This window comes from Sulfitobacter sp. DSM 110093, from assembly GCF_022788715.1.
GTDB lineage: Bacteria > Pseudomonadota > Alphaproteobacteria > Rhodobacterales > Rhodobacteraceae > Sulfitobacter.
The window spans coordinates 408,412-429,519 of record NZ_CP085167.1; the positions used below are offsets into that span (position 1 = coordinate 408,412).

23 protein-coding genes are annotated in these 21,108 nt (G+C 61.9%); 15 read left to right on the forward strand and 8 right to left on the reverse strand.

Annotated elements, in window-relative coordinates:
• Window positions 1–48 precede the first annotated feature (48 nt).
• From DSM110093_RS01935 to DSM110093_RS01955, 5 genes are all read left to right on the forward strand, one after another.
• The gene (locus tag DSM110093_RS01935) at window positions 49–297 is read left to right on the forward strand and encodes a (2Fe-2S)-binding protein (RefSeq protein WP_243266463.1); all 249 of its coding nucleotides are present in this window, start codon (window positions 49–51) and stop codon (window positions 295–297) included.
• Window positions 294–779, forward strand: a complete 486-nt coding sequence (gene bfr, locus DSM110093_RS01940) for a bacterioferritin (RefSeq protein WP_243266464.1) — start codon at window positions 294–296, stop codon at window positions 777–779. The genes DSM110093_RS01935 and bfr overlap by 4 nt, the downstream gene beginning before the upstream one ends.
• 70 nt (window positions 780–849) lie before the next feature.
• Window positions 850–2,373, forward strand: a complete 1,524-nt coding sequence (locus DSM110093_RS01945; RefSeq protein WP_243267651.1) for a di-heme oxidoredictase family protein — start codon at window positions 850–852, stop codon at window positions 2,371–2,373.
• Window positions 2,373–3,359 (forward strand): imelysin family protein, encoded by a 987-nt coding sequence (locus DSM110093_RS01950; protein ID WP_243266465.1) that lies wholly within the window; start codon window positions 2,373–2,375, stop codon window positions 3,357–3,359. The genes DSM110093_RS01945 and DSM110093_RS01950 overlap by 1 nt, the downstream gene beginning before the upstream one ends.
• Window positions 3,359–4,435 (forward strand): DUF1513 domain-containing protein, encoded by a 1,077-nt coding sequence (locus DSM110093_RS01955; protein ID WP_243266466.1) that lies wholly within the window; start codon window positions 3,359–3,361, stop codon window positions 4,433–4,435. Before DSM110093_RS01950 ends, DSM110093_RS01955 begins: the two co-directional genes overlap by 1 nt.
• 364 nt (window positions 4,436–4,799) lie before the next feature.
• On the opposite strand, the gene DSM110093_RS01960 is transcribed toward DSM110093_RS01955, so the two are convergent.
• A complete protein-coding gene (locus DSM110093_RS01960; RefSeq protein WP_243266467.1) occupies window positions 4,800–5,825 on the reverse strand; it encodes a LacI family DNA-binding transcriptional regulator in 1,026 nt (341 codons plus the stop codon).
• A gap of 118 nt (window positions 5,826–5,943) precedes the next feature.
• On the opposite strand from DSM110093_RS01960, the gene DSM110093_RS01965 reads away from it, so the two are divergent.
• Genes DSM110093_RS01965 through DSM110093_RS01985 form a run of 5 tightly spaced genes read left to right on the forward strand, consistent with a single transcriptional unit; the run spans window position 5,944 to window position 11,632 of the window.
• Complete coding sequence (locus DSM110093_RS01965; protein ID WP_243266468.1) at window positions 5,944–6,966, forward strand: TRAP transporter substrate-binding protein; 1,023 nt, start codon at window positions 5,944–5,946, stop codon at window positions 6,964–6,966.
• A 60-nt stretch (window positions 6,967–7,026) separates the two neighbouring features.
• Window positions 7,027–7,602 carry a TRAP transporter small permease gene (locus tag DSM110093_RS01970; protein ID WP_243266469.1) on the forward strand — a complete coding sequence of 192 codons (576 nt, stop codon included), beginning with the start codon at window positions 7,027–7,029 and terminating at the stop codon, window positions 7,600–7,602.
• Window positions 7,602–8,927 (forward strand): TRAP transporter large permease subunit, encoded by a 1,326-nt coding sequence (locus DSM110093_RS01975; protein ID WP_243266470.1) that lies wholly within the window; start codon window positions 7,602–7,604, stop codon window positions 8,925–8,927. The genes DSM110093_RS01970 and DSM110093_RS01975 overlap by 1 nt, the downstream gene beginning before the upstream one ends.
• Window positions 8,928–8,937: 10 nt before the next feature.
• On the forward strand, window positions 8,938–10,722 hold the full coding sequence (locus DSM110093_RS01980; protein ID WP_243266471.1) for an IlvD/Edd family dehydratase: 1,785 nt from the start codon (window positions 8,938–8,940) through the stop codon (window positions 10,720–10,722).
• 4 nt (window positions 10,723–10,726) lie between these two features.
• Window positions 10,727–11,632 carry a sugar kinase gene (locus DSM110093_RS01985; RefSeq protein ID WP_243266472.1) on the forward strand — a complete coding sequence of 302 codons (906 nt, stop codon included), beginning with the start codon at window positions 10,727–10,729 and terminating at the stop codon, window positions 11,630–11,632.
• 214 nt (window positions 11,633–11,846) lie between these two features.
• Here the strand turns inward: DSM110093_RS01985 and map are convergent, their stop codons facing one another.
• Together map and sfsA are read right to left on the reverse strand one after the other, a co-directional pair.
• Window positions 11,847–12,677, reverse strand: coding sequence for a type I methionyl aminopeptidase (map, locus tag DSM110093_RS01990; RefSeq protein WP_067628973.1), 831 nt, complete (start codon window positions 12,675–12,677; stop codon window positions 11,847–11,849).
• 51 nt (window positions 12,678–12,728) lie between these two features.
• Complete coding sequence (sfsA, locus tag DSM110093_RS01995) at window positions 12,729–13,436, reverse strand: DNA/RNA nuclease SfsA (protein ID WP_243266473.1); 708 nt, start codon at window positions 13,434–13,436, stop codon at window positions 12,729–12,731.
• A gap of 48 nt (window positions 13,437–13,484) precedes the next feature.
• Here sfsA and DSM110093_RS02000 point away from each other — a divergent pair, with 48 nt between their 5' ends.
• Genes DSM110093_RS02000 through DSM110093_RS02015 form a run of 4 tightly spaced genes read left to right on the forward strand, consistent with a single transcriptional unit; the run spans window position 13,485 to window position 16,448 of the window.
• Window positions 13,485–14,204: a molybdopterin-binding protein gene (locus DSM110093_RS02000; protein ID WP_243266474.1), complete on the forward strand. Its 720-nt coding sequence runs from the start codon at window positions 13,485–13,487 to the stop codon at window positions 14,202–14,204.
• Entirely contained in the window at window positions 14,201–14,917 is a 717-nt protein-coding gene (locus tag DSM110093_RS02005) for a GNAT family N-acetyltransferase (RefSeq protein ID WP_243266475.1), read from the forward strand. Before DSM110093_RS02000 ends, DSM110093_RS02005 begins: the two co-directional genes overlap by 4 nt.
• 11 nt (window positions 14,918–14,928) lie before the next feature.
• The gene (locus DSM110093_RS02010) at window positions 14,929–15,498 is read left to right on the forward strand and encodes a peroxidase-related enzyme (RefSeq protein ID WP_243266476.1); all 570 of its coding nucleotides are present in this window, start codon (window positions 14,929–14,931) and stop codon (window positions 15,496–15,498) included.
• Window positions 15,495–16,448 (forward strand): OmpA family protein, encoded by a 954-nt coding sequence (locus tag DSM110093_RS02015; protein WP_243266477.1) that lies wholly within the window; start codon window positions 15,495–15,497, stop codon window positions 16,446–16,448. The genes DSM110093_RS02010 and DSM110093_RS02015 overlap by 4 nt, the downstream gene beginning before the upstream one ends.
• A gap of 1 nt (window position 16,449) precedes the next feature.
• Here DSM110093_RS02015 and DSM110093_RS02020 read toward each other — a convergent pair whose 3' ends face one another.
• Entirely contained in the window at window positions 16,450–16,881 is a 432-nt protein-coding gene (locus DSM110093_RS02020) for an Lrp/AsnC family transcriptional regulator (RefSeq protein ID WP_007118685.1), read from the reverse strand.
• Window positions 16,882–17,005: 124 nt separating this feature from the next.
• Between DSM110093_RS02020 and DSM110093_RS02025 the strand changes: the two genes are divergently transcribed.
• Window positions 17,006–18,247, forward strand: a complete 1,242-nt coding sequence (locus DSM110093_RS02025) for an MFS transporter (RefSeq protein WP_243266478.1) — start codon at window positions 17,006–17,008, stop codon at window positions 18,245–18,247.
• Here the strand turns inward: DSM110093_RS02025 and DSM110093_RS02030 are convergent.
• The 4 genes from DSM110093_RS02030 to fghA are packed head-to-tail and all read right to left on the reverse strand — an operon-like array spanning window position 18,244 to window position 21,097.
• Window positions 18,244–19,158 (reverse strand): NAD(P)-binding domain-containing protein, encoded by a 915-nt coding sequence (locus DSM110093_RS02030; protein WP_243266479.1) that lies wholly within the window; start codon window positions 19,156–19,158, stop codon window positions 18,244–18,246. The two genes, DSM110093_RS02025 and DSM110093_RS02030, sit on opposite strands and share 4 nt — an antisense overlap.
• Complete coding sequence (locus DSM110093_RS02035) at window positions 19,155–19,775, reverse strand: HAD family phosphatase (RefSeq protein ID WP_243266480.1); 621 nt, start codon at window positions 19,773–19,775, stop codon at window positions 19,155–19,157. Before DSM110093_RS02035 ends, DSM110093_RS02030 begins: the two co-directional genes overlap by 4 nt.
• 32 nt (window positions 19,776–19,807) lie before the next feature.
• Window positions 19,808–20,260 carry a YaiI/YqxD family protein gene (locus tag DSM110093_RS02040; RefSeq protein WP_067622176.1) on the reverse strand — a complete coding sequence of 151 codons (453 nt, stop codon included), beginning with the start codon at window positions 20,258–20,260 and terminating at the stop codon, window positions 19,808–19,810.
• A gap of 3 nt (window positions 20,261–20,263) precedes the next feature.
• Window positions 20,264–21,097, reverse strand: a complete 834-nt coding sequence (gene fghA / locus DSM110093_RS02045; RefSeq protein ID WP_243266481.1) for an S-formylglutathione hydrolase — start codon at window positions 21,095–21,097, stop codon at window positions 20,264–20,266.
• Window positions 21,098–21,108: the final 11 nt, after the last annotated feature.

Sequence of the window (21,108 nt, forward strand, 5' to 3'; positions counted from 1 at the left end):
TTCGGGCCGCTGCGGCGGCCCGAAGCCAGCAAGGGAATACGAAATACTATGATCGTTTGTCAGTGCCAGAATATCACCGATCGCGATATCAACAATGCAATCGACTGGATGCGCGCCTCTGACGCGCGCACAGTCATCACTGCGGGTAAAATTTACCGCGCCTTGGGCAAAGCAGCCGATTGTGGTGGCTGCATGCCTCTGTTCTTGTCTACCATGCGAGGAAATGGCAACTTTTCCGTGCCTGTGCTGAAACCCACTCTACGTCAGGCAAAACCAAACAAGGAGACAGGTTCATGAAGGGCGACGTAAAGGTCATCGAATATCTAAACGCGGCACTGCGCAGCGAGCTGACAGCGGTAAGCCAATACTGGCTGCACTACCGTCTGCAAGAAGATTGGGGCTATGGTCGGCTTGCCGATAAGTCGCGCGAGGAAAGCATCGAAGAGATGAATCACGCCGACAAGCTGATCGAGCGGATCATCTTCCTCGAAGGGCATCCGAATCTGCAAAAGTTGGATTCACTGCGCATTGGCGAGACCGTCAAGGAATGCCTTGAGTCCGATCTGGCTGCCGAACATGAGGCGCGCACGCTTTATATCGAGGCACGCAACCACTGCGATCAGGTTGGGGATTATGTCTCTAAGAACCTGTTCGAGGAATTGATTGCCGACGAGGAAGGGCATATCGACTTCCTTGAAACGCAACTGTCGCTTCAGGCCGAACTGGGCGAGGCCGTCTATGGTCAACTTCAGGCCAAGCCGTCGGACGACAGCAAGTAATATCGAATGGCGGGCCCGGTGCAGGGCCCGCCGCTTATCCAAGGCAGTCCTCATGCGATTCCTCATTCCGATGCTCACGGTGGCCGCCGCGAGCATGGCCGCCGCCGCTCCACAAGCTTTGGAGGAACCGCATCTTAAGGTGATCCCCCGCACCGCCGAAGAGGCCGCCCGGATCGCCAAGGTCACCGCCCCCGCGACCGAATTCGACAAACCCGAAGCATTTGAGACGAACCCAGCAGGTGCTGCCACGGTCAGCCCGCGTGGCAATGCCGATGCGTTTTCGCTGCCCTCGGGCAATATCCCCTTTGAGCGTGAGTTGGATTTCAAAGTGGGCAACGGGCTGTTTAAAAAGCTCTGGGTTTCTTCGCCGTCTTCGACGCTGGCCTCTGACGGGCTGGGGCCGCTGTTCAACGCGCGCTCTTGTCAGCGCTGCCACCTGAAGGACGGGCGCGGCCATCCGCCCGAGGGTCCGGAGGATGACGCGGTGTCGATGTTTCTGCGCATCTCGGTTCCCACCGCCCCCGAAGAAGCGATGAGCGAGATCGAGGCGTTTCTGCTTTCGGTGGGCGACAGCACCCCGCGCACGCGGCCCGATCCGGTCTATGGCGGCCAGTTGCAGGATTTCGGGGTGGCGGGCCATCCGGCGGAATACCGGCTGGGCCTGCGCTATGAAGAGGTTGAGGTCGCCCTGTCCGATGGCGAAACCGCCAGCCTGCGCCGCCCGACCTACAGCGCCGAAGATCTCGGGTATGGTCCCTTGGCCGATGGCGCGATGCTCAGCCCCCGTGTTGCCCCGCCGATGATCGGGCTTGGCCTATTAGAGGCGATCCCAGCTGCGGATATCTTGGCCCTCGCGGACCCCGAAGACGCCGACGGCGATGGGATCTCTGGCCGGGCGCAGATCGTCTGGTCCTTTGAACACGCGCGCCCGATGCTGGGCCGTTTCGGCTGGAAATCCGGTGCGCCGACGATCCGCGAACAATCCGCCAGCGCCTTTGCCGGGGACATCGGGATTTCATCCCCGATCTTCGATGCGGCATGGGGCGATTGCACCACCGAGCAGACCGCCTGTCGCAACGCTCCGCATGGGGATGGTGACGCGCGCGGGGCAGAGATCGACGCCGAAGGGCTGGATCTGGTGACCTTTTACAGCCGCAACCTTGCTGTGCCTGCGCGTCGTGATGTTGGCGCGCCCGAGGTGCTGCGCGGCAAGGCGGTGTTTCATGAGATCGGCTGCACCTCCTGTCACCAGCCGAAATTCGTGACCGAACGGCTAGAGGATCAGCCTGAGCAGAGCTTTCAGCTGATCTGGCCGATGACCGACCTTTTGCTGCATGACATGGGCGAAGGGCTGGCCGACAACCGCCCCGAGGGCCGCGCGAACGGGCGCGAATGGCGCACTGCGCCGCTCTGGGGTATCGGCTTGACCGAACAGGTCAACGGCCATACCCAATTCCTGCACGACGGGCGCGCGCGTTCACTGCTTGAAGCGGTGCTGTGGCACGGCGGCGAAGCACAGCCCGCCCGCGATGCCGTGGTGGAGATGCCCAAAGCCGATCGTGACGCCCTGATCCGCTATCTGGAGAGCCTCTGATGCGCAGCCTTCTAACCGCTACCTTTCTGCTAACCGCCGCCCCCGTCTTTGCCGGGGTGAGCGAGGTGATTAATGATCACGCCTTACCGGGTACTGCCGCTTTTGCAGACGCGACGGTAGCGCTCGACAGGGCCGCACAGGCCGATTGCACCAGCACAGCGCTGCGCCCCGCCTATCAGGAGGCTTTCGACGCATGGATGGGCATCGCGCATCTGACCCTTGGACCGTTGGAAGAGGACGGGCGCGGGTTGGCCATTGCCTTTTGGCCAGACACACGCGGCATGGTGGGCCGCAGCGTGGCGCGATTGGTGGCCGGCGAAGACCCGATAGCTCAAGACGGTGATTTCTCAGAAGTCTCCATCGCGGCGCGGGGGCTTTTTGCGTTGGAGCGGTTGCTCTACGACGAGGCCTTTGTCGGCTATGGGCCCGACAGCTATAGCTGCACGCTGGCACGTGCCATCTCTGCCGATCTGGCCGAAGCGGCCCAGACCGTAGATGCCGCATGGCGCGAGGATTTTGCTGAAACACTGAGCAGCGCGGGCGAGGCGGGCAACGACCGTTTCCTCAGCCCGCGCGAGGCGTCACAGGCGCTTTATACGGCTTTGGCGACCGGGTTGGATTTTGTTGCAGAACAACGTTTGGGCCGTCCCATGGGCCGCTTCGATGCGCCGAAACCGCAGGTGGCCGAGGCGCGCCGTTCGGGCCGCAGCCTGCGCAATGTGGTGCTCTCGCTCGACGCCTTGCACGCGCTTGCGGACACCCTATCGGACGCGCCGACGCCCAAGACCGACGCCGCTTTTGACCGCGCGCTTACAGCCGCACGCGCCTTGGAGGACCCGATCTTTGCCGGGGTCGCAGAACCTGTGAGCCGTATCCGTGTCGAGGCTTTGCAAAACGATGTTCTCGCCATTTCCGAAGCGGCAGCCCAAGAGATCGCCCCAGCACTTGGTGTGTCGGTTGGGTTCAATTCGGCAGATGGCGACTGATGCCTTCGCGCCGCCATTTCCTGGCTGGTCTGGCCGCCGCCACTGGCTTGCCGCGTATGGGCTGGGCCGCCGCCGGTAGCCCCGCGTACCTTGCTGCAGCGCGCGGCCCCTCTGGCGACTATGCGCTTTTCGGACTGGACGGGACCGGCCACGACATTTTTCGCATTCCACTCCCCGACCGGGGACATGCCGCCGCCGCGCACCCCACGGCGCCTGAGGCCGTGGCCTTTGCCCGCCGTCCGGGCCGGTTTGCACTGGTGATCGACTGCGTGGAAGGCCGCGTCGCCCATCGGCTCGACACACCAGAGGGGCGGCATTTCTACGGACATGGGGCGTTTTTGCAGGGCGGAGCCATCCTCGCCACCAGCGAGAATGAGATCGACACCGGCGAAGGGCGCATCGGACTGTGGTCCCGTGCGCGGGGCTATGCGCGGATCGGAGAGATCGCTTCGGGCGGGATTGGCCCGCATGAGATCCTCCGCTTTTCCGACGATGTGCTCGTGGTGGCCAATGGCGGTATCCGTACGCATCCCGATAGTGGGCGCGAAAAGCTGAACATCGACGATATGCGGGCCAACCTCTCTTATATCAGCGTGATGGGTGAAATGTTGGATCAAGTCGAACTGCCCGACGATCTGCACTTGAATTCAATCCGCCATCTTGCGTTGGCCCCTGATGGGCAGGTGGCCTTTGCCATGCAATGGCAGGGTGACCCGGGGGATGGGGTGCCTCTGTTGGGGCTGCACCGACGCGGACAGGCGGCGATCCTGGCTGAGGCTGATTTGGCCGAACAAATCGCGATGCAGGGCTATGCCGGAAGCGTGGCTTTTGCGGCGGATGGAAAATCAGTCGGCATCACCTCACCGCGCGGCGGGCGGCTGCATGTTTTTGACGATCAAGGTGATTTTGTCGCCAGCCACCGCCGCGCCGATATCTGCGGGTTGGCCTCGGGCCGGGGTGGGTTCGTTGCGACGGACGGTCTGGGTGGGATATTGGCGCTTCAGGATAAGCGCTTATCAGGACTTACCGCCGCGACGCGAGCGTGGGACAATCATTTGGTCGCGATCGACGGCTGAGTAGGGAAGGGGCAGCGACCCTTGCTGGCCGTTAAATTATACAACGTATCTCGCGATTTATAACAAGCCATGACCTGTGAAATACATAAGGGCACACGAACATTTAGTCCGTAACATTCCGTGTGCAGTTGTGCTTTCAAAGCCTCGAACAGCAATTTCCGCGTTGAGCCCATCCTGACTTTAGCGGCAGATGGCGAGATCGAACTGTGCTTCTAGATCAAGTTGCAGAAAGCAGTTCGAAAGCAGAACATCAGGCTCTTTATCCCCCTGATGTCAGGGAAATTCCGTAGTTACGGAATATTGGGGACTATTAGAATTTTGTTTTGCTGCCAGCAGTTGCCTGATCTCGTGCTATTCGGGACTTTCAACCTCGTTGTGTCGACCCGCGCTTGATCAGCTCCACGCCGAGCCGGATGTGAGGCGTGCTGATGGCTGCGCGGTCGGCGATTGCGTCCCGTAGCAAGGTCATCGCCCCTGCGCCAACCTCATAGCGGGGCGTCGCTACAGAGGTAATGCCGGGGTTCAGGTGCCGTGACATTTCCAGATCGTTAAATCCGCAGATACCCAAGTCCCTGGGAACGTTGATGCGACGGCGTTCGGCCTCGAACAGCGCGCCGGCGGCGAGGTCGTCGTTATTGCAAAACACGGCATCGGTGTCTGGCGCTTGCGCAAGAAGATCGCTTAGCAGTTGCCCGCCCATACCGACCGAGGACGGATGGGTCGTTGTGACAACGCGGTTCGGATCGTAAACCTCGCGCGCCTGCGCTTCTGCGGTGAAACCCGCAAGTCGGGCCTGTGATCGCGGGTCCATTCGCGCACCCAGAAATCCGGGCTTTTTGTACCCCGCATCGATCAAGTGCCGCGTGCCTTCGACAGCGCCATCGTAGTGTGAGAACCCGATCATGAGATCAATTGGGGAATCCGACACGTCCATAATCTGCACGACGGGACAGGGGGCGGACTTGAGCAGGGTCCGCGCTGCGTCGGTTTGGTCGATCCCTGCCACAATCAGCCCCGCAGGGCGCTGACGCAGGAAGGTACGCAAAAGGTTTTCTTCTTTGCTGGGGCTATAGCGGAAATTACCGATTTGCACCGATAAGCCTGACCCATCGATCACATCGTAAACACCGCGCAAGACGTCAGAAAATACCGCGTTGGTCAGCGATGGGACCAGCAACCCCACCACATTTGTCCGCTCGGACGCAAGCGCCGAAGCGGCTTGATCCGGCACATACCCAAGCAGTTCTATCGCAGCCTGAACCTTCTTCCGCACAACCGCCGAGACCATGTTGGGGGCACGAATCGTCCGCGATACAGTGATAGCGCTGACACCTGCCTCTGCCGCGACTTCGTTCAACGTAACCCGCTTGTATTTATCGTTCTTTTCCATGCCATAGACACTATCACGCGCGCCGGTCTTTGTGAATAGTTGACAGATGATAGCGCTGTCATTAGCGTCCGCCCATCGTCACCGTTTACGGTCACGACTTTTTAGGGAGGATAAACACATGCGCTTTACCGCTAGGCTTCTGGCCGCAACCGCAGTTGTCAGCGCCGGGCTGGCCGGTGCCGCTGCTGCACAAGATTTTTCGCTTAAGTTCCAGTCATCAGATCCGGCAGGCAACGCCAACTTCTTGCTTCAACAAGAATGGGCCAAAGACGTCGCCGCCAAAACCGACGGCCGCGTCGAAGTCGATCTGCTGCCCGTTGAAACAATCGTCGCACATACTGAATCGCAGGACGCGGTGGCGGCGGGCATTATCGACGGCCACGTGACCGACACCTCTTATTTCGCGGGTAAAGAACCGGCGTTTGGTCTGATTGCCAACCCGGTCGGGGCATGGTCTGACCCGCAGCAGATGTTCGACTTTATGGAGAACGGCGGCGGCAATGAGCTGATGAACGAAATGCTTGAACCCTACGGTTTGCACTTCATCGGTGCGACGACCCCCGGCCTTGAGGCGTTTCTGTCGAAGGTGCCGCTGGACGGCGTGGACGATCTGAAGGGGCTGAAAATGCGCGCGCCCGAAGGTATGGTGCAGAAAGTCTTTGCCGCGGCGGGCGCGTCTCCGGTCAATTTGCCTGGCTCCGAGGTGTTCACCTCGCTTGATAAGGGCGTGATCGACGCGGCGGATTATACCGTCTTCTCGACCAACCACGCGCAGGGCATGCACGATGTGGCGAACCATCCGGTATATCCCGGCTTCCACTCCATGCCGCTGGTCGAGGTTTCGATCAACAAAGGTGTGTGGGATTCGATGCCCGAGGATATCCAGAGCGCATTGGTAGAGTCCGTAAAAGATTTCCGGCAGCTACAGGTGTCGACCTTGGCCGAGAGCGACATGGCTGCGGTAAAAGAAGCCGAAGCCAACGCCGACATCACCGTGCATAATTGGTCCGACGCAGAGCGCGCCAAGTTCCGTGCCTTCGCCAAGACCGAATGGGAAAAGGCGGCCGAAGCATCCGACGCATCGCGCAAGGTTTATGACACGCTGACGGCCTATCTCGAAGAAAACGGGCTGCTTCAGTAAGCGTCTAAGCACCAGCACCCTTCCGGACAGACCGGAGGGGTGAACGCTCGGGAGGGGCATATGCAAGACAGGACAGATCCCAACGTCGCGGCCAGCGCACCAGTGGATATTGACGCACCCAAGGGGGCGATCCCCGAGGCTGGGCTGTTAGGGCGCGGCATCGACCGGATCGGTATCCTTTTTGCCTTTGCGATCCTCGCCTCTGCCGCGATCCTCGGGATCGAGGTGGTCTTGCGCTATGTCTTTGCCGCCCCGACGGTCTGGGCGCATGAGACAGTGATATTTCTGAACGCCACCGCCTTTGTTTATGGGGGACTCTATGTGGTATCGCGGGACACGCACATCCGTGTGGTCCTGATCTATGATTACCTGTCAGCCCCGTGGCGGCGCATTTTCAACGTGGTGATTTCGCTGGTTTGCCTTGTGGCAACAGCCTTCTTCGGCTGGGCCGCATGGCAAAGCCTTGTGCGTGCGGTCTGGACGCCAACCGGCGCAATCCGGCTAGAGAGCAGCGGCAGCGCATGGGACCCGCCCACACCGGGGATGCTTAAAATCTTTCTCTTTACAATTCTCGTGGTCATGGCCGTGCAGTTCGCTGTGCTTGCTTGGAACTACATGACAAAACAGGACCGGTGATGGACCTTCTCACAGCGCTGTTCGACTTTAAGGCCATGGGGATCGAAGTGGCGACCGGGGCGATGTTCGTCACCTTGTTCCTGCTTCTGATCACCGGCATGCCACTGGCTTTCGTGACCCTGCTCGTGGCGCTGATTTTTGCGCTTGGCTGGTTCGGGCCGATGGCCGTGCCGTTGATCACCAGCCGCATTTTCAGCTTCGTCAACTCCTTCGTCTTCGTGTCCGTGCCGATGTTCGTGCTGATGGCCGCGATCCTTGATCGGTCGGGCATCGCACGCGATCTGTTCGACGCGATGCGCGAGGTCGGTGGCCGTCTGCGGGGCGGCATCGCGATCCAGACTTTGCTGGTCGCCGTTGTACTGGCCGCGATGTCCGGCATCATCGGGGGCGAGGTGGTACTGCTGGGTCTGCTGGCACTGCCCCAGATGTTGCGGCTTGGCTATGACCGGCGTCTGGCCATCGGCGTGTGCTGCGCGGGCGGGGCCTTGGGGACAATGGTGCCCCCGTCCATCGTGTTGATCATCTATGGTCTGACGGCGTCGGTCTCTATCGGGGATCTGTTCACCGCGTCCTTCTTGCCCGGTCTGATGCTGGCAAGCTTCTATATCATCTACGTGCTGGTGCGGGCCTACATGAACCCCGACATCGCACCGATCCCGGAACCGGACGAGACCTCGACAGCCGAGAAGATGCGTCTGCTCAAAGGGTTGATCTTGCCAATCATGGTGGTGATCTTTGTGCTGGGGTCGATCTATGGCGGCATTGCCTCGGTCACCGAAGCCTCTGCCATCGGGGTGATCGGCGTGACCCTGTCCACGATGATCCGCGGCGAATTCACCACAGAGCTGATGGTGGGCGCGGCCAAGCGAACCCTCGCGACCGTCGGGATGATCGTCTGGATCGGGATCGGTGCTTCGGCACTGGTCGGGGTCTTTAACCTGATGGGCGGCATTACCTTTGTCTCTAATCTGATCACCGGCGTGTCGGACAATCCAACCGTGATTGTGTTGTTCATGATGGCGATCCTCTTTGTCCTTGGGATGTTTCTGGACTGGGTAGGGATTGCGCTGCTGACCATGCCGATCTTTGTCCCGATCATCCGCGATCTTGGCCTTGATCCTGTGTGGTTCGGTGTGGTCTTCGCAATGAACATGCAGGTCAGCTTCCTGTCGCCGCCCTTTGGTCCCGCCGCCTTCTATCTCAAGTCGGTGACACCACCTGATATCTCTTTGGGAGAGATCTTTCGCTCTCTCTTGCCCTTCATTGCCCTTCAAATCCTCGCGCTCGCTATTCTCATTGCCTTCCCTGGCGTGACCGGCCGCTGAAAGACGAATTATGACCGATACCAAATCTTTGCGCTCCCGTAAGTGGTTCGACAATCTCGACGACCCTGAGATGACCGCGCTTTATATTGAACGCTACCTGAACTACGGGCTTACGCTTGAGGAACTGCGGTCAGGTAAGCCGGTGATCGGTATCGCGCAAACCGGCAGCGACCTGAGCCCGTGTAACCGCCACCATATCGAGCTGGCCAAACGGACCCGCGACGGGATCATCGCCGCCGGGGGCATCCCGATGGAAATTCCGGTGCATCCTATCCAGGAAACCGGCAAGCGTCCGACCGCAATGCTGGACCGTAACCTCGCCTACCTTAGTCTTGTCGAAAGCCTGTATGGCTATCCGATCGACGGCGTCGTCCTGACCATTGGCTGTGACAAAACCACGCCGGCGCTGCTGATGGCGGCGGCGACGGTGGGCATGCCGGCCTTGGCCTTCTCTGTCGGGCCGATGCTGAACGGCTGGCACCGGGGCGAACGCGCAGGATCGGGGTCGGTGATCTGGCAGGCACGGCAAGAGCTGGCGGCAGGCACAATCGATGCCGAAGAATTTCTAGAGATCGCCGCCTCTTCCGCCCCCTCGGTCGGATTCTGCAACACGATGGGCACCGCATCGACGATGAACTCCCTGTCAGAGGCTTTGGGCATGCAATTGCCCGGCGTTGCCTCTATCCCCGCCCCCTACCGCGAACGCGGACAGGCCGCCTATCATACGGGGAAACGCATCGTTGATATGGTCCATGCGGACCTCCGCCCGGCCCAGATCATGACCCGCGAAGCCTTCGAGAATGCCATAGTCGTTAATTCCGCACTAGGTGGATCGACCAACGCGCCGATCCACCTCAATGCCATCGCCGCGCATCTTGGCATCGCGCTTAGCAACGGTGATTGGGAGCAATTCGGTCACGCCGTGCCATTGCTCGTCAATATGCAGCCGGTCGGCACCTATCTGGGCGAGGACTTCCACCGCGCGGGGGGCACCGCCGCCGTGATCGGTGAATTGTTGCGGGCTGGGCTTCTGCCCCATCCCGATGCACTGACTGTGACCGGTCAAACAATCGCCGAACTCTACACCGACACGCCGATCCTTGATGAGGATGTGATCCGCCGCGCGGCGTCACCGTTGAAACCCAACGCGGGTTTCTTGAACATGCGCGGCAACCTGTTCGACAGCGCCTTGATGAAAACCTCTGCAATCGACGCGGGCTTTCGGGCGCGCTATTTCTCGAACGCGGAAGAGGCCTTTGAAGGCCGTGTCGCGGTATTCGACGGGCCAGAAGATTTTCACGCCCGCATCGATGACCCCGCGTTGGGGCTGACCGATGACAGTGTTCTGGTGATGCGTGGCGCAGGGCCCAAGGGCTATCCCGGCGGGGCCGAGGTGGTGAACATGCGCCCACCAAGCTATCTGATCAAACAGGGCGTCCGCGCCCTGCCTTGTATCGGCGACGGGCGGCAATCGGGCACCTCTGGCTCGGCGTCGATTCTGAATGCGTCACCCGAAGCTGCGGATGGCGGCGGGCTTGCGCTGTTGCAAGACGGCGATCCGATCCGCATCGACCTGAAACAGCGCCGCGTGGACGTGCTGCTGGACGAAACCGAGCTTGCCGCGCGCCGCGATGCCCTTGACGCTGCGGGGGGCTTTGCCCAGCCAGAAAGCCAATCCCCCTGGCAAGCGATCTTCCGCGAGAAAGTACGCCCCTTCTCTGAAGGTATGGTCTTTGAAGGTGCAACCGAATACCGCGACATCACCAGCCGCGGCCTGCCGCGCAACAACCACTGACCCCATGCGCGACTTTGATATTATCTGCATTGGCGAACCGCTGGTCGAGTTCAACCAGATCAACGGGACGCAGTGGCATCAGGGCTTCGGCGGTGACGTGTCAAACGTCGCCATCGCCGCTGCCCGTTTAGGCGCGCGCAGTGCCATCGCAACGCGCTTGGGCGACGATGGTTTCGGGCAAGAGCTTCGCAATCTTTGGATGCGCGAGGGCGTCGATGCGTCCTGCGTTGCAACTGACGCGTCGGCCCCGACAGGGCTCTATTTCGTGCGGCACGGGTCGGATGGCCACCGGTTCGAGTACCGCCGCGCAGGGTCTGCAGCCAGCCGAATGACAGCGGACAGCTTGCCCGTCGCAGCCATACAGAGCGCCCAGTTTACCCATGTGTCCGGCATCACTCTGGCGATCAGCGCCAGCGCGCGCGATGCCGGCCTGGAAGCGATGCGTATCGCGCGGGCCGCAGGGCGGCGGGTCTCTTTCGATCCGAACTTGCGACTGGCGCTCTGGCCCTTGAAAGAAGCCCGTTCCGTGATCACCCAAGCGCTTGGACTGGCGCATATCGCGCTGCCCGGACTGGACGATGCGCGCCAGATTACGGGGTTGGACGCTCCCGAAGACATCGTGCGTGCGTTTCACGACATGGGGCCGGATGTGGTCGCCCTGACCCTCGGAGAGGAAGGCGCGCTTCTAGGGCACGCCGGAACGATAACCCATATCCCCGGCGTTCGGGTCACAGCCGTCGATGCCACAGGTGCCGGAGACTGTTTCGACGGGGCCTTCCTGACCCGCCTGTCAACAGGCGACACCCCCGAAACCGCATGCCACTATGCCGTCGCGGCTTCTGCCCTGTCTGTCCAAGGCTACGGTGCCGTCGACCCGCTGCCTACTTCTGCCGACGTTGCGGGGGCTTAGCCAAACGGGCGTACTGGTGGGGCAAGGTCGCTCTGGCCCTCCGGCCTCGCCAACCGTTACCACCCCTCAAGCTGATCAATTCGCCATCCTGATCCCAGCAAGGGCGCAGTAATCTCTGCGCCCTTTTTTAATGGCGGATCAATCCTTGCCTGAGGCTGCAGAATAGTCAGCACTTAGCACTATTAGCCCCCCGGAGTCGCGACCCCTTTGCCTTTTAGTCAGTCTTGTAGGTCGGGTGGAACAGCCCGCCGGGCGAGAGGGTAAAGATCTCAACCCCGTCTTCGGTCACGCCGACCGAATGCTCAAACTGCGCCGACAGGGATTTGTCGCGGGTCACCGCTGTCCAATCGTCGGCCAAGGTCTTGGTCTCGGCCCGGCCAAGGTTCACCATCGGCTCAATGGTAAAGAACATGCCCGGCTCAAGCACAGCACCCGTGCCGGGGCGGCCATAGTGCAGCACGTTGGGCGGCGCGTGAAAGACCTGTCCCAGCCCGTGACCACAGAAATCGGTGACCACGGACATGCGGTGGCCTTCGACGAAGGTCTGGATGGCATGGCCGATGTCGCCAAAGGTATTGCCCGGCTTCACCGCCTCGATCCCGCGCATCAGGCTGTCGTGGGTCACGTTGATCAACCGCTCGGCCTTGCGCGAAAGCTTGCCCGCCACATACATGCGGCTGGTGTCGCCGAACCAGCCATCGACGATCACGGTCACGTCGATGTTCAGGATGTCGCCGTCTTTTAGCTTTTTGTCGCTCGGGATCCCGTGGCAGACCACATGGTTCACCGAGATGCAGCTGGCGTGCTGATAGCCTTTGTAGCCGATCGTCGCGGATTTCGCGCCAGCGGCGTTGACCTTCTCTTCGATCAGGCGATCAAGCTCTCCGGTGGTTTGCCCGGGGAAGACATGCTCTGCGATCTCATCGAGGATCGTGGCGGCCAGACGGCCCGCCGCTTGCATCCCGGCGTGATCCGAAGGCTCGTAAATGCGAATGCCGTCGCGCGTCTGGCGGCCTCGGTGTGCGTTGTTCACCGCTCTCTCCATCCTTGTGTTTGCTCCTATTTAGCGTGGCTTTCCGGCAAGGGCCAGTGCAGCTCAGCCCGTAAAGGGGATCGGTTGCGCCAGTGTGACGGCTTGGGGCGTGATATGGGTGCCGATGGCGTAGATTTCCAGCCCCGCCGCCCGCGCGGCTTGGGACGCGGCGGCGTAGGTCGGGTCGATATCGGCGGCGAGGGTCATCTGCGTGCAATCGGTGCGTTGCACCAGATACAATAGCACGGCGCGGTGCCCGGCCTGCGCCATCCGCGCCAGTTCGCCCAAATGCTTCGCCCCGCGTGCGGTGACGCTGTCGGGGAATTCGGCCAGACCCGTTTCGCGTGAGAGGGTGACCGATTTCACCTCGACATAGGCATCGGGCAGGCCATCGCCGCGCAGCAGGAAGTCGATGCGGGAGTTTTCGCCGTATTTCACCTCCGGTCGTACCTCGGCATAGGCGGCCAGTGGCGTCACCTCACCCGCGATCAGCGCCGCTTTCATCGCGCGGTTGGGCAGGGCGGTGTCGACGCCGGTGAAATGGCCGTTTTCATGGTCCACCAACCGCCAGCCGTAATTCAGCTTTTTCTTCGGATCGTCGTTCGGCTCGAGCCAAATCCGGCTGCCCGGTTCGGCCAGCCCCAACATCGAGCCGGGGTTGGCGCAATGGGCGATCACTTCCTCGCCCGTATCTTCCAGCCTGCAATCAGCCAGAAAGCGTTTGTAGCGGCGGATCAGCCGGGCGGGGGCAAGTTGGGTTTGAAAGCGCATGAGGCGCGGCCTATACCGAAGGGACGCCATCCTCAAGGAGCCGCACCCATGTCAAACCCCACCGCCGCGATGATCGTGATCGGCGACGAAATCCTCTCGGGCCGAACCCGCGACAGCAATATGCATCACCTTGCGGGGGAGTTGACGAAAGTGGGGATCGACCTGAAAGAGGTGCGCGTGGTGTCGGACGATCACGGCGCGATCATCGCCGCCGTGCAGGCGCTCTCAGGTGCCTATGCCCATGTGTTTACCTCGGGCGGCATCGGGCCCACGCATGATGACATTACCGCCGATTGCATCGCCGCCGCCTTTAACCGTGATATCGACGTGCGCGAGGATGCGCGTGAGATTTTGGCCGAACACTACGCCCGCGCGGGGACCGAGATGAACGAGGCGCGCCTGCGCATGGCGCGCATTCCCGAGGGCGCCGCGCTGATCGAAAACCCGGTCTCTGCCGCGCCGGGGTTCGTGGTTGAGAATGTGCATGTCATGGCCGGGGTGCCGACGGTCTTTCAGGCGATGGTTGCCAGCGTCCTGCCGGGGCTCACAGGCGGCCAGCCCCTGATCAGTGAGACGCTGCGCATCGACCGGGGTGAGGGCGATATCGCTGGACCACTGGGCGCGCTGGCCGAGGAATATCCGCATCTGTCGATGGGCAGCTACCCGTTTCAGAAAGACGGCATCTTTGGCGCGCATGTGGTGATCCGCGGCAGCGATCCGGGGATGGTCGAAGCGGCGATGGTCAAGCTCAAGGCCGCCTTCGCATGAGCGAGGCGCAGGCGTTTTTCGATGCGGGCGACGCGACATGGCCCGCCGCGCGGCGGTTTGATCACGGGCCATGGACCCTGCGCGAAGGGCAGCGCGGCGGGAAACGGGTCTCGGCGGCGACAGCGCGTGGGGCGATCTCGGACGCCGATATTCCGACCGCCGAAGCGGCGATGCGCAAGATGGACCAGCGCCCGCTTTTTATGGTGCGCGCGGGCGAAGATGATCTCGACGCGCTGCTGGCAGCGCGGGGCTACGGCGTGGTCGATCCGGTCACGGTGCTGAGCGCGCCGATCACCCGGCTGACGGATGTGCCGATGCCCCCGGTCACCGCCTTTTGCATTTGGGAGCCGCTGGCGATCATGGCCGAGGTCTGGGCCGCCGGAGGGGTCGGCCCTGCGCGTCTTGCCGTGATGGACCGCGCCGCGACCAAAACAGGCATCCTTGCGCGCTGGAACGAGAAACCCGCAGGCGTGGCCTTTGCCGGGGTGCACGACGATATTTGCATGGTGCACGCCGTCGAGGTGCTGCCGCATCAACAGCGCCAAGGCGTGGCCACTTGGATCATGCGCGCCGCCGCCCATTGGGGGCAGGCACAGGGGACCGCGCGGCTTTCGGTGCTCTGCGTTGATACCAATACCCGCGCGCAGGCGCTTTACGCCAAACTGGGCTTTGCCCCGGTCGGGCACTATCATTACCGTCAATGCACTGAGTAAAGGATAAGACCATGGCCAACGACACGCCCACCGCCCTTGATCTGCCGATGGTCGATCCGCTGCCTGAAGCGACGCAGAAGTATTTCGACATCTGTCAGGAAAAGCTCGGAATGGTGCCGAATGTCCTGCGGGCCTATGCCTTTGACATCGACAAGCTGAACGCTTTTGCGGGCATGTATAACGATCTGATGCTGGGTGACAGTGCGCTCAGCAAGCTTGAGCGTGAGATGATCGCGGTGGCGGTGTCTTCGGTCAACAAATGCTACTACTGCCTTGTGGCCCATGGCGCAGCGGTGCGCGAAATGTCGGGCGATCCGCAATTGGGCGAGGCGCTGGTGATGAACTACCGTGTGGCCAAGATCACCGCCAAACAACGCGCCATGCTGGATTTCGCGGTAAAGCTGACCGAGGCGAGCGCCAAGGTCGAAGAGGCTGACCGTCAGGCGCTGCGCGATGCGGGTTTCACCGACCGCGATATCTTTGACATCGCCAGTGTGGCCGGGTTCTTTAACATGACCAACCGGGTGGCCAGTGCCACCGACATGCGCCCGAACGACGATTACCACGCGCAGGCGCGATGAGCCGGGCGGGGGTTGCTGCGGCTCTGCTCGGAGTGCTGCTGGCGGCTCCGGCGGCGGCGCTTGAACTGGCGCTGCCCAGCAACGCGCGCCTGACGGCAGAGCGTAACACCGCGCCGGATCGCTATGCCGCCCCCGTGGGTGTCTATGCCGAAGGGCAGGTGGCGAGGGTCAATGTAGATGGCAGCGTGCGCCGCGCTGCGTGGCGATTGGACACGCCGGGGCTGACCGCCTTGCAGGTGATGCGCCCGCTGCGGCGGCAGCTGGGCGAGGCGGGCTTTGACATCGTGCTCGACTGCGCCGCGCGGGAATGCGGCGGCTTTGATTTTCGCTTTGCGGTGGAGGTGCTGCCGGGACCGAACATGTACGTCAACTTGCGCGCTTTCCATTTCATCACCGCCTTGCGACGGGCGGACGATGGAACGCCGACCGAGGCGATCAGCATCCTTGCCAGCACGGCGGCGACCTCGGCCTATGTGCAGATCATCCAAGCCCGCAGCGGCGACGCGCCCGAAGGGGAAAGCACCCCCATCACGCCAGAGGCGACTGCCGAGGTGCCGCTTGCCACTGCGACGGGCGATTTCGCCGAAACTCTGAAGGTCGACGGCCATCTGGTGCTCAACCGGCTGGAGTTCGAGACCGGCACCTCCGCGCTTGGCCCCGGCCCCTTTGCCACCCTTGAGCGGCTAGCCGAGTTGCTCAAGACCGAGCCGGATCTGCGCGTGGCGCTGGTGGGGCATACCGATGCGGTGGGCAGTCTGGACGCCAACACCGCCCTGTCGCGCAGACGGGCCGAGGCGGTGCGGGACCGATTGGTGCAGAGCTATGACGTGGCCCCTGGCCGGGTCGAGGCGCAGGGTGCCGGCTATCTCGCGCCGCGGGCCAGCAACCTGACCGAAGCGGGCCGCGAGCAGAACCGCCGGGTTGAGGTGGTGGTGCTCTCTGCCGAGTAGGCTATTTCGTGACCGTCATCTGGGTGGCCAGCAGCAGGTTCGTCTCGCTGGAACTCACCCCCTGAATGCGGCGAATTTGGCCCAGCACGCTGTCCAACTCTTCGACGGTCTCGGTCCCCGTTTCGACAATCAAATCCCATTTGCCATTGGTCGCATGGATCGCCTGCACGGCAGGCATGCCCGCAAGGATGCGTTTGATCCGGTCGGTGCCCGCGCCTTCGATGGCCAGCAGGGTATGGCCCCGGATCGGGCTGTGGCGCATGTCTTCTTTCAGGATCAGTGTAAATCCCAAGATCGCACCGGAACTGACCAGTCGTTCGACCCGCGCGCGGACCGTCACACGCGACAGACCCGTGGTGGCCGCAAGCGCGGAATAGGACATACGCGCGTCGCGGCGCAGTTCTGCGATGATCTTGTTGTCGATCTCGTCCATGGGGATCCCGTTTGCTTTGTTGAATAAGGTTTACGGCAGCGCGGGCAGACTGGCCAGTCTTTGGGGATGCGCAATTGACGGCGGCGGGGAAACCCATAATCTGCCGCGGAAAGGATTTTCCTCCATGCAAAGCCGCGCGCCCCTGTTCACCCCGGTCCTGATGGTCGGATGTATCATAATCATGGTCAGCTTCGCCGTGCGAGCCTCTTTCGGTGTGTTCCAGATTCCGATCGCCGAAGAATTTGCATGGGCGCGCAGCGAGTTTTCCCTCGCCATCGCGATCCAGAACCTCGCCTGGGGCATCGGGCAGCCGATCTTTGGCGCATTGGCCGAAAAGATCGGTGACCGAAAGGCGATCATCATCGGCGCGGTGGTCTATGCGGTGGGGCTGCTTTTGTCGGCCAATTCCGCGACCCCGATTGAGCATCAGACCTATGCTTGGCTGGTGGGTTTCGGCATCGCGGGGACCGGGTTCGGCGTGATCCTCGCTGTGGTGGGGCGCGCCGCCTCGGACGAAAACCGCTCCATGTCGCTCGCTATCGCCACGGCGGCGGGGAGCGCCGGGCAGGTCTTCGGCGCGCCGGTGGCAGAGTGGATGCTGAGCTTCATGTCGTGGCAGATGACCTTTGTCAGTTTCGCGGGCGTGATCCTTGCGATGTTGCTGACCCTACCGATGATGCGCGCGCCGGCGATGGCCAGCCGGGCCGAGCTTGAGGAGTCGATGGGCCAGATCCTTGGCAAAGCCTTCCGCGATCCGTCCTATACGCTGATCTTTCTGGGGTTCTTCTCCTGCGGGTACCAGCTTGCCTTCATCACCGCGCATTTCCCGGCTTTCGTGACCGAGATGTGTGGCCCGATCTTGGCCGGAGGTGTGCTGCACAACATCGGCATCACCACCACCTCGGCGCTTGGCGCAGTGGCGATCTCGCTCATCGGGCTCGCCAATATCGCGGGCACCTTGCTGGCGGGCTGGGCGGGCAAACGCTATTCCAAAAAGTACCTGCTGGCGGGGATTTACGTTGGGCGCACGGTGATCGCAGCGGCCTTTATCATGTTCCCGATCACCCCGGTGACGGTGATCCTATTCTCCGTCGGTATGGGCGCGCTGTGGCTGGCGACGGTGCCGCTGACCTCGGGCCTTGTGGCGCATATCTACGGGCTGCGCTACATGGGCACACTTTACGGGATCGTGTTTTTCAGCCACCAACTGGGCAGCTTCCTTGGCGTTTGGCTGGGTGGGCGGATGTATGACATCTATGGCAGCTACACCGGCGTTTGGTGGATCGGCGTGGCTGTGGGGGCGTTTAGTGCGATCGTGCATCTGCCGATCCGCGAGAAACGGTTGGAGGGGCTGGTGACCGCTTAACGCGCCCGCCAACGCTCAAGGATATGGCGCGCGGTCATCAGGTCCAGATGCGCACCGCCGCCGTTCTTGAACAGGGTGATTTCATCGTCGCTTTGCCGGGTGAAGGCCCCAAGGTCGTAGTAATCCGCGATCAGGTGATCGCGGGTGATTGTGCCTGCCTCAAGCGGGATGTTGATTTCGCCGATATGGCCCACGGTGGTGTCGAAACTGTCCACGAAGACCCGCGACTTCAGCAGCGCCGAGTCGTCGACCTCACGCATGTCGGGGCGGTAGGCACCGATGAGGTCGATATGCTGGCCGGGTTGCAGCCAGTCGCCCATGATTAGCGGGTCGGCCGACATGGTGGCGGAGGTGACGATATCGGCGGCGCGCACAGCTTGTTCAAGGTCGGTGGCCACGTTGATCTTAAGCTCAGCCGCCATCGCCTCGGCGTTCTTGGGCGTCCGGTTCCAGACGGTGAAACGCGCGTTCGGGAAGGCCGCGGAATAAGCGGCGTGCAGCGCGCGGCCTTGGGTGCCCGCGCCGACGATCAGGATGTTCTCGCTGTCCGGTCGGGCAAGGCGGCGCGCCGCGAGCAGGCTGTCGCCAGCGGTTTTCCATTTGGTGACGAGGTGGAAATCCACGATGGCGGAAAGCGTGCCGGTTTCGTCATCGAAAAGCGAGACGCCGCCATTGACCATCGGCACTTCGCGGTCGGGATTGCCGGGGAAGATCGTGGCGGATTTCACTGCAATGCCCAGCCCGTCGATCCATGCAGCACGGCTGAGCAGCGTGTCCTTCCCTCGATAGAGGAAGGTATCGCCAATCTCGGCCTTTGGCAGGCCATGCCCCGCGGCCAGCGCATCGGTCAGCGCGATCCAGTCCAAGAACGCTTCGCCTTCGTCGAAAGAGATATTGGGGATCACGGTCATGCGGCTTCCTCCCGGCTCAGCAGCCCAGCGGAGACGAGCCGGTCGGCCCAGCCCTGCGGCCCGGTAAAGTGATGCGTCTGCCAGCCGCGTGCAGCTGCGGCGGCGATATTGTCGGCGCGGTCGTCGGTGAACAGTAGCGCTTCGGGCGACAGCCCGCTGCCCTGCTCCACGGCTTCATAAATCGACGGCGCGGGTTTGATCATGCCAAGGTGGCCTGAGATGAAATCGCGGTCGAACTCGCGCAGAAAGGGGTAATGCTCGGCGGCAAGATCATAGCTTTGGATGCCAAAGTTGGTGAGCGAGAAGACCGGCACGCCGCGCGCCTGAAGAGCCTTCATCAACCGCAGGGAGTGGTCGATCACTGGCGCAGCCATATCGATCCAGCGGTCATGCCAGAGGCGGATTTCATCGCGCCAATCGGGCGTCGCCTCGGCCATGGCATAGATCGTGTCGCGGAAGTTTTCGCCGCTGTCGACGCGGTCGTTCATGCCGTGCAGATCAACGGCATCGAACATCGCGCGGCGGCGATCTGCGCCGATGACGCTGTCGTAGAAACGTTCGGGTTGCCATTCGATCAATACGTTGCCGATGTCGAAAACGACTGCCTGTGGTGTCATATTACTTGCCCTAACAATTCTTTAACGCGGGGCTACCCCCGCGCTGCCGCGCGCAATTCCCGCTCTAATGCTTCGAGAAAGCGCGAGCGGTCGGCTTTTGTAAACCCCTTGCCGCCGCCTTGGCGGAAAGGGTCGGCGGCGCGAAGGTCGGTCATCAGATCGCGGGTCGCCAGAACGTTGCCGATATTGGCCTGCGTGAGGGCCTCGCCGTTGTGTTTCAGCACCCGCGCCCCGGCTTCGACGCATTTGGCCGCCAGCGGGATATCCCCCGTCACCACCACATCGCCTTTGCCGCAGCGGTCAGCAATCCACATGTCGGCGATGTCGGGCCCGTCAGGCACGATCACCACCTCGACCAGTGGGTTTTGCGACATGCGCAGGCCGCCGTTCGAGACGAGGAACATCTTGACCTTATGGCGGGTCGCCACCCGCTCGGCCTCGGCTTTGACGGGGCAGGCGTCGGCGTCGATGTAGAGCGCGGTCATTGGTTAACCCGCATAGAGCGCGTCGGCATGGAAGGCGACGTGGTCTTCCATGAAGCTCGTCACGAAGAAGTAGCTGTGGTCATAGCCCGGCTGCATCCGGAAGGTGCCCTGTTGCCGCTTGGCGGTCATGGCTTCGGCCAGCGCTTTGGGCATCAAGAGGTCGAGGAACTGATCGCTGCTGCCTTGGTCGATCAGGATTGGCCCGTCGAAACCCTTTTCGCGCATCAGCAGAGTGCTGTCGTGTTTCGTCCAAGTGCTTTCATCCGTGCCTAGATAGGCGCTGAGTTGCTTTTTGCCCCAATCGCTCTCCGTCGGATTGGTGATCGGCGCGAAGGCAGAAACCGAAAGGAACCGCCCCGGTAGGTTCATCGCCAAGGTCAACGCGCCGTGGCCGCCCATGGAGTGCCCAGTGATGCCTTGGCGCTCCATATCGAGGGCAAATTTTTCGCCGATCAGGCCGGGCAGTTCATCAGCCAGATAGTCCCACATTTGGTAGTGTTTGGCCCAAGGCTCCTGCGTGGCATTCACATAGAAACCCGCGCCTTTGCCCAGATCATAAGCCTCATCATCCGCCACATCGTCGCCCCGTGGGGAGGTGTCGGGGAAGACCACCGCGATGCCATGTTCCGCCGCCCAAAGTTGCGCGCCTGCTTTGGTCATGGCGTTTTCATGGGTGCAGGTCAGGCCCGACAGATACCACAGTACCGGTACTGGGCCGTCTTGGGCTTCGGCGGGCAGAAACAGGCCAAAGGTCATGTCGCAGCCGCAGGCGTCGGAGTTGTGGGAGTAAACCCCCTGCGTGCCACCGAAACAGGCGTTTTCCGAGATGGTCTTCATGGCAGCGTTCC

What these genes read in the sequence shown, in the direction of transcription:
- DSM110093_RS01935 (WP_243266463.1), top strand. Translation starts at nt 49, where the DNA reads ATGATCGTTTGTCAGTGCCAGAATATCACCGATCGCGATATCAACAAT.
- bfr (WP_243266464.1), top strand. Translation starts at nt 294, where the DNA reads ATGAAGGGCGACGTAAAGGTCATCGAATATCTAAACGCGGCACTGCGC.
- DSM110093_RS01945 (WP_243267651.1), top strand. Translation starts at nt 850, where the DNA reads ATGCTCACGGTGGCCGCCGCGAGCATGGCCGCCGCCGCTCCACAAGCT.
- DSM110093_RS01950 (WP_243266465.1), top strand. Translation starts at nt 2,373, where the DNA reads ATGCGCAGCCTTCTAACCGCTACCTTTCTGCTAACCGCCGCCCCCGTC.
- DSM110093_RS01955 (WP_243266466.1), top strand. Translation starts at nt 3,359, where the DNA reads ATGCCTTCGCGCCGCCATTTCCTGGCTGGTCTGGCCGCCGCCACTGGC.
- DSM110093_RS01960 (WP_243266467.1), bottom strand. Translation starts at nt 5,825, where the DNA reads ATGGAAAAGAACGATAAATACAAGCGGGTTACGTTGAACGAAGTCGCG.
- DSM110093_RS01965 (WP_243266468.1), top strand. Translation starts at nt 5,944, where the DNA reads ATGCGCTTTACCGCTAGGCTTCTGGCCGCAACCGCAGTTGTCAGCGCC.
- DSM110093_RS01970 (WP_243266469.1), top strand. Translation starts at nt 7,027, where the DNA reads ATGCAAGACAGGACAGATCCCAACGTCGCGGCCAGCGCACCAGTGGAT.
- DSM110093_RS01975 (WP_243266470.1), top strand. Translation starts at nt 7,602, where the DNA reads ATGGACCTTCTCACAGCGCTGTTCGACTTTAAGGCCATGGGGATCGAA.
- DSM110093_RS01980 (WP_243266471.1), top strand. Translation starts at nt 8,938, where the DNA reads ATGACCGATACCAAATCTTTGCGCTCCCGTAAGTGGTTCGACAATCTC.
- DSM110093_RS01985 (WP_243266472.1), top strand. Translation starts at nt 10,727, where the DNA reads ATGCGCGACTTTGATATTATCTGCATTGGCGAACCGCTGGTCGAGTTC.
- map (WP_067628973.1), bottom strand. Translation starts at nt 12,677, where the DNA reads ATGGAGAGAGCGGTGAACAACGCACACCGAGGCCGCCAGACGCGCGAC.
- sfsA (WP_243266473.1), bottom strand. Translation starts at nt 13,436, where the DNA reads ATGCGCTTTCAAACCCAACTTGCCCCCGCCCGGCTGATCCGCCGCTAC.
- DSM110093_RS02000 (WP_243266474.1), top strand. Translation starts at nt 13,485, where the DNA reads ATGTCAAACCCCACCGCCGCGATGATCGTGATCGGCGACGAAATCCTC.
- DSM110093_RS02005 (WP_243266475.1), top strand. Translation starts at nt 14,201, where the DNA reads ATGAGCGAGGCGCAGGCGTTTTTCGATGCGGGCGACGCGACATGGCCC.
- DSM110093_RS02010 (WP_243266476.1), top strand. Translation starts at nt 14,929, where the DNA reads ATGGCCAACGACACGCCCACCGCCCTTGATCTGCCGATGGTCGATCCG.
- DSM110093_RS02015 (WP_243266477.1), top strand. Translation starts at nt 15,495, where the DNA reads ATGAGCCGGGCGGGGGTTGCTGCGGCTCTGCTCGGAGTGCTGCTGGCG.
- DSM110093_RS02020 (WP_007118685.1), bottom strand. Translation starts at nt 16,881, where the DNA reads ATGGACGAGATCGACAACAAGATCATCGCAGAACTGCGCCGCGACGCG.
- DSM110093_RS02025 (WP_243266478.1), top strand. Translation starts at nt 17,006, where the DNA reads ATGCAAAGCCGCGCGCCCCTGTTCACCCCGGTCCTGATGGTCGGATGT.
- DSM110093_RS02030 (WP_243266479.1), bottom strand. Translation starts at nt 19,158, where the DNA reads ATGACCGTGATCCCCAATATCTCTTTCGACGAAGGCGAAGCGTTCTTG.
- DSM110093_RS02035 (WP_243266480.1), bottom strand. Translation starts at nt 19,775, where the DNA reads ATGACACCACAGGCAGTCGTTTTCGACATCGGCAACGTATTGATCGAA.
- DSM110093_RS02040 (WP_067622176.1), bottom strand. Translation starts at nt 20,260, where the DNA reads ATGACCGCGCTCTACATCGACGCCGACGCCTGCCCCGTCAAAGCCGAG.
- fghA (WP_243266481.1), bottom strand. Translation starts at nt 21,097, where the DNA reads ATGAAGACCATCTCGGAAAACGCCTGTTTCGGTGGCACGCAGGGGGTT.